Raw genomic sequence first — 14,686 nt, 5'->3', positions numbered from 1 at the left:
TTACTCCTCCAACGAGATAGTGGGTGCGGTTAGGTTGTCATCACTTGCGTGATAGGGATTGCGATCGCTTCGCAGGAACAGGCTGATCGCCGCGGCGAGTAGTGTGGTGCAGGCGAGCCCGACGATGCAGCGGGGCTGATAGGCTCCGGCGCGGTCGTAGAAGTGTCCGACGACCATGGGGCCGGTTGCGCCTCCGATCGCGTAGGCAGTCCACGTGAGGCCGTAGAGCACGGAGAAGTGCTTCCGTCCGAAGTAACGAGCCAGCAGATAGGGTGCGACGTCCGCTTCGCTGCCGAGTCCGATGCCGAGCAGAGCCGCTCCAACGAGCGCCATGGCCGAAGTGCCGGAGAAGGCGAGGATGAGCGTGCCGGCGGAAGAGATTAGAAGGATGCCGGTCTGGATTCTCTGCGCGGGAAGCCGGTCGATGAGGAAGCCAGTGAAGAGCCTGCCGAGAATGCCTGCGCCGCCCCTTACCGACAGTGCGAGAGCGGCGGCCTGGATGCTGACGCCGTGCTCGGTGAGCATCGCTGCGAGGTTGGTCACCAGGCCGTTTTCCCCGAAGGCCGAGAGCATGATGATGAAGGCGAGGATCCAGAAGGGAGCGGTGCGGAGTGCGGATGCGACGGTCGATCCGGACAGCAGGCTCTCGTCGATACGCTGCGGCACAGGCCGGTTGTGTACGAGGAGCGCGGTGAGCGGCAGACCAAGCAACGCGATGCCGCCAAGCGTGAGATAGGCGTCGCGCCAACCGTGGTGATCGATCACCCACTGCGTTAGCGGAGGAATCAGAATCGACCCGACACCGCTGCCGGTGAGGAGCAGCGCAAGCGCAATGCCGCGTCGCCTGTTGAACCAGGTGAGGATGGTTCGCGTGTAGGCGAACTGTGCGGTGCCGTTGGCGACGAGTCCCAGAACAAAGTAGGTGAGATAGAAGCGCTGGATGCTGGGGCCGAGCCTGCTGAGCGATGCCAGTGCGAGTGCGAAGACGACGATCGAAGGAAGGATGATGCGGCGCGGCGGGAAGCGGTCGAGCAGAACGCCGATTCCGGGCGAGACGACGGCTACGGTGATCGCAGCCAGAGCGAAGGTGCCGGAGATGGCCTCGCGCTTCCAACCGAAGGCCGCATGCAGGGGGTTTAGAAACAGGCTGAACGTGTAGGGCACGATGGGCGCAAAGCTCACCATGACGCCCACGAATGCGGCAGCGGCTACGTGCCAGCCGGTGTAGCGAATGGAGGATTCCTGCTCCTCCGGGGAGAGGATCGCGGAGCTGCTCATCGGTCACCGCCCTGGTCGCTGGCCGACGCATGCTCGAAGACAGATCGCTTATGTTCGTGTCCCGCGAGAAGATTCTGTGAGGGTAGCCCGAACGCGTTCACTACTCGATTGAAGCAGGCGAATAGTGCGGTTAGATGGATGGCTTCGGCGACCTGTAGATCAGTCCAGCCAGAGCCGCGCATCTGTTCCACATCCTGAGGCGAGATGGAGCTTGAGTCATGGGTGATCTTCTGCGCGAAGTGAAGCAGCGCGCTTTGTTGCGGGCTGAGTGATTCGGAGTGAAGATCGCACGTCCTCGCTGCGGCAAGTAGTTCAGAAGAGCCGCCGTTGTTTCTCAGAAAGAAGCCATGGCTGTCCGCGCAGTACTCGCAGTTGTTTTGTGACGAGATGAAGGTGGCGAGCATCTCCTTGTTCTTGCGACCGAGAGCGCCGTCGGAGAAGAGCATGGACTCCGCGAGTCCCATCATGTGCTCGAGCAGGGGCGGGTGCGTGGCAAAGCACTGTAGGATGCCGGGAACCTGCGGACGACCGAAACGTTCGCGAAACTGCGCATAGAGGTGCTTCACTTCGGGCGGAGCTTCATCCTCGCTGACCACGGGCAGGTTCGCTGCTAGGACGGGCGCTGTGTCTTCCTGTTCTGCAAGCTTCCGGTATTCGGGTAACTGCATGACTAGAACTCCAATCGCATTGCAAACTGAAACGTGCGCGGACCACCGGAGCCGAGGAAGCTGCCGGCGTTGGTGTCAGCCTGGTAGAAGTTAATGGGAACCGGAAGAAATCTGCTGCAAACGAATGGCATAAGGTGGAGTTCAGCCGAATGCTATGTGCGGCAAAGCAGCCTGTCATCCACCATTCGGTTGAGATAAAACTCCACCTGTTCCAGTCGTGGATGGTCGCGTATGCTTTACCCGCGCACGAAAACACAGGAGAGTCCATGCCTCACATCAAATTGCCCGAGGGGTTGCAGGGGATACGCAGCGCGATGGCCTTCCGCCCCGAGACGGCGAAGCCCCTCAACGAGCTTGCGGAGGCATTGCTACATGCGCCCAACTCGCTTCCGCAAGGCGATCGTGAACTGATAGCGACTTATGTCTCGTATCTGAACGACTGCTACTTCTGCCAGACTGTTCACGGCTCGATTGCGGCTGCTTGCCTTAACGATGACCACGAGTTGGTGAAGCGCGTGAAGGCTGACTTTCAGGCGGCGGAGATCTCGGAGAAGCTCAAGGCACTACTTATCATTGCGGCGAAGGTGCAAAAGGGCGGCAAGCAGGTGACTTCAGCCGACGTCGAAGCCGCACGTGCACAGGGCGCGACCGATATGGAGATTCACGACACGGTTCTTATTGCAGCCGCCTTCTGCATGTTCAACCGCTACGTCGACGGGCTGGACACATGGCAGCCGCGCAACGAGGAGATGTACCGGGAACGCGGCAAGAAGACGGCACGCGAAGGTTACGTCTCTATAAGCCGTGAGTATCTGCCTGCGCAGACGACTGGAGTTGGAGCAGAGAGTTAAAGCAGCCTACCGCGGGGAGAACGATGTCACAAGAAGCTAAGCTGCAAGGTATCAAACGCAGACCTTACACTCCGAATCCGGAGACGCTTGCGCTGCTGCGAGTCTCTGGCAATCCGATCAATGGAGTCGGCGAGACCGCCGTTCGCAGAGCTTCGCCGTTCTTCTGGCATCCTGCGGACCAGCATCCATACGGCGACCTGCAGATCGTGGCGCGGCAGAGTTCGCGCAGGTGTCCCGGAGCTGCAGAGGCCTTCGCGGCTGCGTACAACCACCCGGAGCTTTGTCCTGTAGCAGAGCGAAAGAATGGGGCTCCAGCGGAACAGCTTGCGTCTGAGATGAAGGCGTTCGCGCTCTCCCACGAGGCCGATGCAGTCGGCGTTGCGGCAATGGATCCCTTATATGTCTTCGAGGGTTACACCGTCCAAGAGCCGTGGGTCATCGTGCTTGCTTTCGCGCACAACTATGAGCGGCTTCGAGAGGTTCCTTCGGATGAAACAAATGGGATCGGCGTGAGCGACGTCGGCGATCAGTACGCCCGAGGCACACGGGCTTCCTATGCGCTTGCGAACTGGATCCGCTCGCAGGGATACAACGCACACGCGTATCCAGGCCCGATGGCGGATGCGGTGCTGCTCGTTCCACCCGCAATCGCATCCGGTTTAGGCGAGTTGGGCAAGCACGGCTCTCTCATTAGTCCGCAGTTCGGAGCCGGGGTACGCCTGGCTGGTGTCACGACGGATATGCCCCTCATCGCAACGGCTCCAATCCGCTTTGGCGCAGATGAGTTTTGCAAAAACTGCCAGGCATGCACCAACGCCTGTCCTCCCGGTGCGATCCAGGAGCAGAAGCAGACGGTCCGCGGCGTGGAACGCTGGTACGTTGACTTCGACCGGTGTATTCCCTACTTCGCCGAGGCGGCATCGTGTGGAATCTGCATCGCGATATGCCCGTGGACCAGGCCAGATGCACGTCCCAAGCTGCTCGCCACCATGGCACAGCGGCGCGCACAATCGTGAAGAAAGTACGCGCCGCGTCACCAAACGTTCTCTACGCCGGATCCTTGATCACGCGAAAGTCCTCTGCCTCTTCGTCCGACGGCCGATCCCATCCTCCCGGAGGAACGACCTTCCCTTCGACCTCCTTCGGCCCCCACGTGTGTATATCGTAGGGATAGACCGGAGTGTCTGCCTTCAGCACTGGATCGACGATCCGCCACGCCTCTTCGACGTAGTCCTGCCGGGCGAAGAGAGTCGCGTCGCCCGCCATCGCATCGCACAACACGCGCTCGTAGGCCTCCATCTCGCCTGGACGAGGATGCCTGCTCGCGACCAGCTCCACCTCGCCCCGCTTATCCGTCTCGCTCTGCGATGTGACGGAGACCGCCATCGCCACCGTCATCTCCGGGCTGATGCGAAATCGCATATAGTTTTGCGGCGTTCCCGGCTCTGTGATGTTGGTCGTGGGCGGCTTGCGGAATCGTGCGATCACCTCCGTGCAGGTGACAGGCATCGTCTTCCCCGAGCGGATGTAGAACGGAACACCATCCCAGCGCCACGACTTGACCTCAAGCCGCAGCGCCGCGAAGGTCTCCATCTTCGAGTTCGCAGCGACGCCCTTTTCCTCGAGGTATCCGCGAAACTGACCTCGAACCAGGTCCTTCGGATCGATCGGAGGAATCGCCTTCAGCACCTTCACCTTTTCATCCCGCATGGACTCGCTGTCGTTGCGCGCAGGTGGCTCCATGGCAAGGTTGCACAACACCTGAAAGATGTGGTTCTGGATCACATCGCGAATCGTGCCAGTCTGATCGTAGAAACTGCCGCGTCCCTGTATGCCGAAGTCCTCGGCCATCGTGATCTGAATGCTCTCGATGTAGTTGCGGTTCCAGATCGGCTCCAGAATCGCGTTCGAGAAGCGAAACGACACCATGTTATGAACCGGGCCCTTAGCCAGATAGTGATCGATGCGAAAGATCGACGACTCCGGAAACGCAGAGAGCAGAATACGGTTCAGCTCCTGCGCCGACGCCAGGTCGTGGCCGAAGGGCTTCTCCACAATAATGCGAGCGCCCTTCGCCGAACCCGACTTCACCAGCTGCTCCACGACCTCTTCAAAGAGCATTGGAGGAATCGCCAGATAGTGAGCCGGTCTCTCCGCGTTGCCAAGCGCCTTCCGCACAGCAACAAAGGTTGCGGGATCGGCGTAGTCGCCATCGACATAACCCAGCAAGGGACGCAGTTTCCCCCACGCCGCGGCATCGAGGCCACCATGCTGCTCCAGGCTGTCCTTCGCCCGAGCGATCAGCTGGTCGAGATTCCATCCAGCCTTCGCCACGCCGATCACCGGAACGTTCAACGTCCCGCGTTTGATCATCGCTTGCAGGGCAGGAAAGATCTTCTTGTAGGCAAGATCGCCGGTCGCGCCGAAGAACACAAGTGCATCGGAATGACTATTGCTCACGTGTTGTCTCCTCCAAACAGCTCAGTCTACTTCTCGGCCGGTTTCTCAAGATGGCCACCGAACTCGTAGCGCATCGCGGACAGCAGCTTGTTTGAAAACTCCGCTTCGCCGCGTGAGCTGAACCGTTCATAGAGCGATGCGGTAAGCACTGGCACCGGAACTCCCTCGTCTATCGCCGCTTTGATCGTCCAGCGACCCTCGCCGGAGTCGGAAACCCTGCCGCCGAACTTTCCGAGCTGCGGGTCTCCCGTCAGCGCCGACGCCGTCAGATCCAGCAGCCACGATGCGATCACGCTCCCCCTGCGCCAAACTTCAGCTACATCCGTCAGATTGAAGTCGTACAGGTAGTGCTCCGGATCGCGCAGCGGCGTCGTCTCAGCATCGATCTCCGCCGTATGCTTGCCGATGTTCGCGGCCTTCAGCACGCCAAAACCCTCAGCGTATGCGGCCATCATGCCGTACTCGATTCCGTTGTGCACCATCTTCACAAAGTGTCCGCCACCGCTCTCTCCGCAGTAGAGGTATCCCTCCTCCGCAGTGCCGCCAAGCTTCTCTCTGCCAGGCGTGAGCGGAATATCTCCCTTGCCCGGAGCGATCGCCTTGAAGATCGGATCAAGATGCTTCACGGTCGTCTCATGTCCACCGATCATCATGCAGTAGCCGCGCTCCAGCCCCCACACGCCGCCGCTGGTTCCAACGTCAACGTAGTTGATGCCCTTCGGCGCAAGCTCTTTCGCACGGCGAATGTCGTCGATGTAGTACGAGTTGCCGCCGTCAATCAGGATATCGCCCGGCTCAAGATGAGGAACGAGTTCAGCGATCGTATCCTCCACCACGCCGGCGGGAATCATCAGCCACAGCGCGCGCGGCTTCTGCAGCTTGCTCACCAAATCTTCCAACGAAGACGAGCCGGTGACTCCCTTCTCCTTCGCCAGATCCCCGACGACCTGCGCCGACCTGTCGTACACCACACACTCGTGTCCATGTACCGCCAACCGTTTCACCATGTTGGCTCCCATCCTGCCCAGACCTACCATGCCAAGTTGCATCGATCGCTCCTTTTTCAACGTTGCTGATTCGCTCAACATCCGGATTGCGCCTGCTCCGAGAGATCTCGAAACCGATGACGGTTACTTATTTTTCCTGTAGCGCTTGATGAGATTTGTCGTCGAGGTATCGTGCGTGAGCGTAGGCTCCGTGGCACTCTCCAGTTCGCCAATAATACGCTGTGCCAGCACCTTACCCAGCTCAACTCCCCACTGGTCGAACGAATCGATACTCCAGATCGTGCCCTGCGTAAACACCGAGTGCTCATACAGCGCGATCAGCTTGCCCAGCACCTCGGGCGTCAGCTTCTCCGCAAGAATCGTGTTCGACGGACGATTGCCCTCAAACACGCGGTGCGGAACCAGCCAGTCCGGCGTGCCCTCCGCCTTCACCTGCTCCGCGGTCTTGCCGAACGCAAGCGCCTCTGCCTGCGCAAACACATTCGCCATCAGCATGTCATGATGCCTGCCCAGCGGATTCAGCGTTTTGTAGAAACCGATGAAGTCGCACGGTATCAGCCGCGTGCCCTGATGGATCAGCTGATAGAACGAGTGCTGTCCGTTCGTGCCCGGCTCGCCCCAGTAGATCGGCCCGGTCTCGGTCTCCACATGTGTCCCGTCCAGCGTTACATGTTTGCCGTTGCTCTCCATCGTCAACTGCTGCAGATACGCCGGAAACCGCTTCAGATACTGCTCATACGGAAGAATCGCAACCGTCTGCGCGTCGAAGAAGTCCGTATACCAGACCGTCAACAAGCCAAGCAGCACAGGCAGGTTCTTCTCAAACGGAGTCGTGCGGAAGTGTACGTCCATCTGGTGAAAACCATCCAGCATCGCGCGGAAGTTGTCCGGCCCGATGGCGATCATCGTCGAAAGCCCGATCGCCGAGTCCATGGAGTAGCGTCCGCCCACCCAGTCCCAGAACTCAAACATATTCGCGGTATCGATACCGAACTTCGAGACCTCCTTCGCGTTCGTCGAGATGGCCACAAAGTGCTTTGCAACCGCCTTCTCGTCTCCGCCCAGGCCAGCCAGCGACCAGTCCCGCGCCGAGTGCGCGTTCGTCATCGTCTCCAGCGTCGTGAAGGTCTTCGACGCAACCAGAAAGAGCGTCTCATCCGCCTTCAGATCCTGTACGGCCTCGGCAAAGTCGGTGCCGTCCACATTCGAGACGAAGCGGAAGTTGATGTCCCGCTGGCTGTAGTGCTTCAGCGCCTCATACGCCATCACCGGCCCAAGATCCGATCCGCCGATACCGATGTTGATCACATTGCGAATCCGCTTGCCGGTATGGCCCTTCCACTCCCCCGAACGAACGCGGTCGGCAAAGCCAGCCATCTTGTCCAGCACCGCATGAACCGGCGGCACCACGTCCTCGCCGTCCACCACGATGGACTCACCCTTGGGCGCGCGCAACGCAACGTGCAGCACCGCACGATTCTCCGTGATATTGATCTTGTCGCCGCGGAACATCGCCTCGATGCGAGCCTTCAGGCCGGACTCCTCCGCGAGCTGGATCAGCAGCTTCAGAGTCTCGTCGGTAATGCGATTCTTCGAATAATCAAGAAAGATTCCCCCGGTCTCAACGGTGAAACGCTCGCCACGCGCGGGATCGTCTGCGAACAACTGGCTAAGCGGAGTGCCTTGAATCTTCTGATGATGCGCACCCAGCGCCTTCCATGCGCTGCGTTCGCTCAGTGGGGTCAATTTCGTGGTCATCTACAAGCTCCTTATTCATCTCCGGCTCAACCAGATTACATCCATTCGACTATAAAAGTTACCCTCACCCATCGCAGCGTGGAGGCTCAGTGTTTATCAGATTTTATTTCGCACCCTCTATTCATTTTTTTGATCTTTGATGCAACTTGGGTGAAAAGAGGTTCTCCTCGCACTATGCATCACAACGGAAATCCTCTCTCAACCATCTCCATTACCCCGCCACCCATGCCGGCAGCGAAGCCAATCGGCGCCTCCATGCTTTACCGCAAAAAATGCAAACTCTAAGCAACTTCCGCCAATATCTCGTCAGCTCCTCTCCGCTACCTTTACTTTGTCCCTGTCAGCTTCACCGCCCACAAGCTCCACGGACGCAGAATTCGATCACACTCTGAACCATCCCTCAGGACTTCAAACCAGATTCAATCCTCTGCCGCACGTTCCTCTTCAACTCACCTTGGTCCAGTCTTAAGCGACAAAAATCTTCCTCAAAAGGCAGACGCGATGAACTCACTGAACCTGGCAACCAATCTGGAAAGTAACGGCCACAAATTCGCTCCCGGCGCCTCGATGATGCCCGAGGAGATTCTCGTCGATGCAGCACAGTCCGGACAGGAGTGGGCGTTCATGGAGCTCAGCCGGCGCCACTCGCCACGCGCCTTCAACACTATCTATAGAGTGACCAAAAATCGCGAGGACGCCGAGGACGCGCTTCAGGATTCGCTGATGAAAGCCTTTCTTCACCTGAAACAGTTCGACGGCAGGTCCAGCTTCTCCACCTGGTTCACCCGGATCGGCATCAACTCTGCCCTCATGATCCTGCGCAAAAAGCGCGGCAGCCGCGAGACCTCCATGGACGTCACGCTGGACGGCGGCGACACCTGGCACTCCTGGGACGTAGCCGACCATGCGCCCGACCCGGAGAAGCGTTACGCGGCAAACGAGAGAACGATGCGCCTCCAGCGGGCCATCGGCCGTCTGCCCAACGCCCTCCGCTCCGTCGTCGAGATCCGCCAGGTGGAAGACCTCTCCATGCGCGAGATCGCCGACGCTGTAGGCATCTCAGTTCCCGCGGCAAAGTCCCGTCTGCTCCGCGCAAGAGCCACACTCAGCCGCTCCCTCAGCTAGCTCGCCAGCCACCCTACGCCATCACAGCTTCAACCGAAGGGTGATGGCGTTCAGGGAACCCTCCCTGAATCAACGCTGCTTTCTCTGAATCGCCACCCATCATGCTCACATCTCATCTTGTGACAATTAAATGATGATCGTCATGATAGGGGCTTGTTCATGCAGCAAGAGCAGCGACGCGTCGTAGTTACGGGTGTAGGGCTGGTAAGCCCTGTAGGCATCGGAACCGAAGAGACCTGGGCTGGACTGATCCGGGGAGACTCAGGCATAGCACCCATTACCCTCTTCGACGCCAAGGACTATGCCTGCAGATTCGCCGGCGAGGTCAAAGGGTTTCGCCCCGAGGACTTCCTCGACCGAAAAGACATCAAGAAGACTGGCCGATTCATCCAGTTCGCTCTCGCCGCCGCGGAGTTCGCCGTCGCCTCCTCGAAGCTGAACCTGACCGCCGAAGACCCGGAGCGCATCGGCGTCTACGTAGGCAGCGGCATAGGCGCCTTCGAGGTCATCGAGCGCGAGTACGAGAAGCTTCTCTCCGGCGGACCCAGCCGCGTCTCACCCTTCTTCATCACCGCGACCATCGCAAACCTCGCCTCCGGCCAGATCTCCATCCGATACGGCGCCAGCGGACCCAGCCTCACCCACGCCACCGCCTGCACCAGCGGCGCACACGCCGTCGGCGAGGCCTTCCGGGCGATCCAGCGCAACGACGCCGACATCATGATCTGCGGTGGAAGCGAAGCAGCCGTCACGCCGCTCTCAGTCGCGGGCTTCGCTGCCATGCGAGCACTCTCCACCCGAAACGACGATCCCGCCACCGCCTCCCGCCCATGGGATCAGGGACGCGACGGATTCGTCGTAGGCGAAGGCGCGGGCGTCCTGCTCCTCGAGGAGTACAACCACGCCGTCCAGCGCGGAGCCCCCATCCTAGCCGAGCTCGTCGGCTACGCAGCCAACTCCGACGCATTCCACACCAACGCGCCACCCGAAGATGGCCGCGGCGTCCGGCGCGTCATGCAGCTCGCACTCAAGGATGCAGACCTGCTCCCCGCCCAGATCCAGTACCTGAACGCACACGCGACCTCGACCCCGTTAGGCGATCGTGCCGAGGCCACCGCCATCGTCCAGGTCTTCGGCGATCATGCAAAGACCCTCCTCGTCAGCTCAACCAAATCGATGACCGGGCACCTGCTCGGTGGCGCAGGCAGCCTGGAGGCAGGCATCACCGTCCTCGCCCTCCGCGATCAGATCGCGCCGCCGGTCACCAACCTCACAGACCCCGACCCAGCCTGCCAGTTTGGCATCGTGCTCGATAAAGGCATCGCCCTGCCCATGGAGTACGCCATGACGAACTCCTTCGGCTTCGGCGGCACCAACGCCTCACTCATCTTCCGCAAGCTCCCGGCAGATAAGACAGGTAAGGACGTATCAGAGTAAGCGCTACCGGACCGCCTCTTCGACGATCACGCGAATCCCCGCGATATTTTTCAGCAACTCCTCGGGAAGATCGTGCCTCTTCTGAAGATATTCAACCGTGTTATACGACACCCGCACCGTCCCTTTCCCATCCTGCCAGACCAGCGCCTTGAGTGGCAGATCGATCGCCACCGTAGGACGCGCAACCATCAGCGGCGTGCCCGACTTTGCACTGCCGAAGATCAGCAACTCCGTAGGCTGCATCGTCAGGCCGGCCTTCGCCGCGTCGCCACTATGGTCGATATGCGCTAGGATCGCGATTCCCTTCGCCAGCACCACCGCCTTCAGACGCTCCACCGTTGCGGGAACCGTATAGGGACTCTCGCGATGATCCATTCCCTTGTCTTTATCGTCCAGCATCTCATCCGCTCCTTATAGCAATCCATCTGACATTAGCCTAACGTAGCCAGTTCAACCCAAAAGAAAACCGAACTTCTACCCAATCTGACTCGCTCCACGCCTCAGAAGTGGACTATAGTTTCCATCAAATTGGTTATTCTCAACCCCCCTTATAGGTGCTTTCGGATTCATGGGCCGCGCCGTAACTTGGTCTCACCACCATTTGCATCTCGCCGGTTCAAACGCTTCCTGGAAAGGTCCTTCCATGCAGAGTCCCGATGCCTCCGTCACCCCCATAGCTCTACGCTATCCCGTCGCCCCCCGGCGAAGTCTTCCTCGTGTCAAAGTCTTCGAAGCACCCTTTGGGGAAGCTAGACAACCCTCCGAAACAGTGGCGTACAGCAGTCGAATCGCCTCTCTATTCAAGCTCCAGGACGTACCAATGGTCGCCGTCAGGACCAGGCAAGATATTCAAATCGCGGTCACGCGCCTTCGCTCAGAGACTGGCCTCCTCGAAAAGACAGCCCTCCCACGCGAACCCGGCTTCAGCATCCAACTCTACCTGCAGCCTGCCTCCGCTGTCAGGCTCTGGTACGACAGCCGCCCCGTAACCGTGGAGCCAAACCGGCAGGAGGGCAGCGTCAGCATCATCGACCTCGATAAAGCGCCCTCCATCTACATCGGCAGCGCCTTCGACATCCTCCAGATCTACATGCCGCGCACCGCGCTGGACGACTTCGCCGACGAGACCGGAGCACGCCGCTGCGACACCCTCTCCTGGCCCTTCGGCAAGATCGACCCCACCCTGCGCAACCTCGGCCTGAGCCTGCTCCCAGCCATGGAGACGCCTGAGATCGCCTGCGATCTCTTCACCGATCATCTTCTCTTCGCCCTCCGCGCCTACATCGCCCGCGCCTACGGCAGCATCACCTCCGGCTCGCCCGTCGTTCGCGGAGGTCTCGCCGCCTGGCAGAAGCATCGCGCCGTCGAGATGCTTCGCGCCAACCTCCACGGCCAGATCTCGCTCGCCCAGGTAGCCGCCGAGTGTCGCCTCTCCGTCAGCCACTTCGTCCGCGCCTTCAAGCAGACCCTCGGACAGCCGCCCTACCGATGGCTCATGGAGCAGCGCATCGAGGCCGCAAAGGGCCTTCTGCGCACCTCCCGCCTGCCTGTCGCCGACATCGCCCTTCGCTGCGGATTCGCCGACCAGGCCTGCTTCATCCGAGCCTTCCGCCGCACCATGCAGACCACCCCCGGCGACTGGAGACGAACCCACGCAACCGCCCCCTCCAACTTCTTCTGCTACAACAACAACGACACCCCGAAGATCTACGCCTAGCCTCCCCAGCCGCAGCCCATCTGCGATTGCATCCGCTGCTTCTTCCGTTACCTATGCCGTGCTTCCTCATCTATCGTTGCCTGCCCTTTTGCTCTGTCATTCCGCAGCGCAGCGGAGGAATCTGCTTCTCCGCCATCCCTTCGCAACCCGTCCAACTTGCCCCCCACCCCAGCCTCTGTTAACCTAACTAGTAGATATGCGTATCCACCGCCAGCTCCGTTGTTGTTGTCATACCAACGTCGAGCAGGCGTGTCCTCTCACGCGCTAGTCTCACCCCCCAGCAAAACCTCATAGCAATGTCATCCCAGCCCAGCCTCATCGCCTGAGATGCATTGCATCCCCAATCTCCTTTGGAGTTTCCCATGGCAGCAACCGCAGTCGCCGCACCCGCTCTCACACACCTTCAGCTCCTCGAAGCCGAGAGCATCCAGATCCTCCGCGAGGTCGCCTCCGAGTTCGAGCGCCCCGTCATGCTCTACTCCATCGGCAAAGACTCCTCCGTCATGCTCCGCCTCGCCCAAAAAGCCTTCTATCCCGCGCCGATTCCCTTCCCGCTCCTCCACATCGACACCGGCTTCAAGTTCCGCGAGATGATCGAGTTCCGCGACCGCATGGCCGCCGACGTAGGCGCCGAGCTCCTCGTCTGGCGCAACGAGCCAGCCATCGCCGCCGGCACCAATCCCATCGCCCTCGACACCAAGCGCTGCTGCGGCCTCCTCAAGACCCAGTCCCTCCTCGACGGCCTCGCCCACTACGGCTTCAACGCAGCCTTCGGCGGAGCCCGCCGCGACGAAGAAAAATCCCGCGCGAAGGAGCGCATCTACTCCTTCCGCGACAAAGCCGGCCAGTGGGATCCCAAAAACCAGCGCCCCGAGCTTTGGAACCTCTACAACTCCCGCATCCACCCCGGCGAATCCATCCGCGTCTTCCCTCTCTCCAACTGGACCGAGATGGACGTCTGGCAGTACATCCTCCAGGAAAACATCCCCATCGTCGATCTCTACTACGCCAAAGAGAGACCCATGTACGTCCGCGGCGACGCACTCCTCCCCACCGAACAAGCCTTCGTAGCCCGCCTCGGCGAGCAGCCCCAGATGGTCAAATCCCGCCTCCGCTCCCTTGGCTGCAGCCCCTGCACCGGCGCCATCCGCTCCGACGCCGACACCCTCCCCAAGATCATCGCCGAACTCCTCTCCTTCCGCTCCTCCGAACGCGCCAACCGCGTCATCGACCACGATCAGGAAGGCTCCATGGAGCTTAAGAAACGCGAGGGCTACTTCTAAATGCCGACCGACGAAGCCACACCCGACATCACCGCCGACTTCTCCCTCTCCGGCTTCCTCGCCGAAGACCACGCCCGCGACCTCCTTCGCTTCTCCACCGCGGGCTCCGTCGACGACGGCAAATCCACCCTCATCGGCCGCCTCCTCTACGACACCCAGAGCGTCTACGACGACCAGCTTCGCTCCATCGAAGGCAAAGGCACCACCGGCACCGGCGTACTCGACCTCGCCCTCCTCACCGACGGCCTCCGCGCCGAACGCGAGCAAGGCATCACCATCGACGTCGCCTACCGCTACTTCTCCACCGCCACCCGTAAGTTCATCATCGCCGACACCCCCGGCCACGAGCAGTACACCCGCAACATGGCCACCGGAGCCAGCACCGCCTCCCTCGCCATCGTCCTCGTTGACGCACGCAAAGGCGTCCTCATCCAGTCCCGCCGCCACGCCTGCATCACCGCGCTCCTCGGCGTTCCCCACATCGTCGTCGCCGTCAACAAGATGGACCTCGTCCAGTACGACGAAGCCGTCTTCAAAGCCATCCGCGCCGACTTCACCGCCTTCTTCGATCAGCTCGGCGACCTCCGCCCACCCAACCTCTACTTCGTCCCCGTCAGTGCCCTCACCGGCGACAACGTCGTCCGCACCACCTCCGCCATGCCCTGGTACACCGGCCCCTCGCTGCTCGAACTCCTCGAGTCCGTCCCCGCCGCCGAGGCCCACGCCGCCGAACCCTTCCGCCTCGCCGTCCAGCGCGTCATCCGCCCAAATCAAAACTTCCGCGGATTCGCTGGCCAGATCGCCGCAGGCACCATCCGCCCCGGCGACCCCATCATGGTCCTGCCCTCACGCCGCACCAGCCGCGTCCGCAGCATCGTCACCTTCGACGGCGACCTCCCCGCCGCGCACTCCCCGCAATCTGTAACCATCACCCTTACAGATGAACTCGACATCAGCCGCGGCGATCTCCTCGTCACCCCCGACTCTCCCGCCGTCACCACCTCGCACTTCACCGCCTCCTTAGTCTGGATGGACGAGCAGCCCCTCGACCTCACCCGCCGCTACCTCCTCAAGCACACCAGCCGCACTGTGCAGGCCCAGG

At 60.7% G+C, this 14,686-nt stretch carries 13 protein-coding genes; 7 read left to right on the top strand and 6 right to left on the bottom strand.

The features are described 5' to 3' along the window. Entirely contained in the window at positions 1–1,278 is a 1,278-nt protein-coding gene (locus GSQ82_RS12835) for an MFS transporter (RefSeq protein WP_158792658.1), read from the bottom strand. Further along, on the bottom strand, positions 1,275–1,946 hold the full coding sequence (locus tag GSQ82_RS12830; RefSeq protein ID WP_158792657.1) for a carboxymuconolactone decarboxylase family protein: 672 nt from the start codon (positions 1,944–1,946) through the stop codon (positions 1,275–1,277). Before GSQ82_RS12830 ends, GSQ82_RS12835 begins: the two co-directional genes overlap by 4 nt. 266 nt (positions 1,947–2,212) lie before the next feature. Between GSQ82_RS12830 and GSQ82_RS12825 the strand changes: the two genes are divergently transcribed. Beyond that, complete coding sequence (locus tag GSQ82_RS12825) at positions 2,213–2,797, top strand: carboxymuconolactone decarboxylase family protein (RefSeq protein WP_158792656.1); 585 nt, start codon at positions 2,213–2,215, stop codon at positions 2,795–2,797. A 23-nt stretch (positions 2,798–2,820) separates the two neighbouring features. Next, positions 2,821–3,813: a 4Fe-4S dicluster domain-containing protein gene (locus tag GSQ82_RS12820; protein WP_158792655.1), complete on the top strand. Its 993-nt coding sequence runs from the start codon at positions 2,821–2,823 to the stop codon at positions 3,811–3,813. A 31-nt stretch (positions 3,814–3,844) separates the two neighbouring features. Here the strand turns inward: GSQ82_RS12820 and zwf are convergent, their stop codons facing one another. From zwf to pgi, 3 genes are all read right to left on the bottom strand, one after another. After that, a complete protein-coding gene (zwf, locus tag GSQ82_RS12815) occupies positions 3,845–5,257 on the bottom strand; it encodes a glucose-6-phosphate dehydrogenase (RefSeq protein WP_158792654.1) in 1,413 nt (470 codons plus the stop codon). Between the two features lie 26 nt (positions 5,258–5,283). Beyond that, entirely contained in the window at positions 5,284–6,306 is a 1,023-nt protein-coding gene (gene gnd, locus GSQ82_RS12810) for a phosphogluconate dehydrogenase (NAD(+)-dependent, decarboxylating) (protein WP_158792653.1), read from the bottom strand. A gap of 81 nt (positions 6,307–6,387) precedes the next feature. Further along, a complete protein-coding gene (gene pgi, locus GSQ82_RS12805; RefSeq protein ID WP_158792652.1) occupies positions 6,388–8,022 on the bottom strand; it encodes a glucose-6-phosphate isomerase in 1,635 nt (544 codons plus the stop codon). Positions 8,023–8,523: 501 nt separating this feature from the next. Between pgi and GSQ82_RS12800 the strand changes: the two genes are divergently transcribed. Both GSQ82_RS12800 and fabF read left to right on the top strand, forming a co-directional pair. Next, positions 8,524–9,147 (top strand): RNA polymerase sigma factor, encoded by a 624-nt coding sequence (locus GSQ82_RS12800; RefSeq protein ID WP_254061620.1) that lies wholly within the window; start codon positions 8,524–8,526, stop codon positions 9,145–9,147. A 159-nt stretch (positions 9,148–9,306) separates the two neighbouring features. Beyond that, a complete protein-coding gene (fabF, locus tag GSQ82_RS12795; protein ID WP_158792651.1) occupies positions 9,307–10,584 on the top strand; it encodes a beta-ketoacyl-ACP synthase II in 1,278 nt (425 codons plus the stop codon). A gap of 3 nt (positions 10,585–10,587) precedes the next feature. Here the strand turns inward: fabF and GSQ82_RS12790 are convergent, their stop codons facing one another. Beyond that, a complete protein-coding gene (locus tag GSQ82_RS12790) occupies positions 10,588–10,983 on the bottom strand; it encodes a DUF302 domain-containing protein (RefSeq protein WP_158792650.1) in 396 nt (131 codons plus the stop codon). Between the two features lie 244 nt (positions 10,984–11,227). Here GSQ82_RS12790 and GSQ82_RS12785 point away from each other — a divergent pair, with 244 nt between their 5' ends. From GSQ82_RS12785 to GSQ82_RS12775, 3 genes are all read left to right on the top strand, one after another. Further along, positions 11,228–12,301 (top strand): AraC family transcriptional regulator, encoded by a 1,074-nt coding sequence (locus GSQ82_RS12785; protein WP_158792649.1) that lies wholly within the window; start codon positions 11,228–11,230, stop codon positions 12,299–12,301. 362 nt (positions 12,302–12,663) lie between these two features. Further along, a complete protein-coding gene (cysD, locus tag GSQ82_RS12780) occupies positions 12,664–13,584 on the top strand; it encodes a sulfate adenylyltransferase subunit CysD (protein ID WP_158792648.1) in 921 nt (306 codons plus the stop codon). Continuing rightward, positions 13,585–14,686: sulfate adenylyltransferase subunit 1 (locus GSQ82_RS12775; protein WP_174243074.1), on the top strand; the 1,102-nt coding region annotated here is incomplete at its 3' end.

The organism is Granulicella sp. L60 (assembly GCF_009765825.1).
Lineage (GTDB): Bacteria > Acidobacteriota > Terriglobia > Terriglobales > Acidobacteriaceae > Edaphobacter.
Note: the sequence above shows the minus strand (reverse complement) of the source record. Positions and strands in the feature narration are given on the sequence as shown.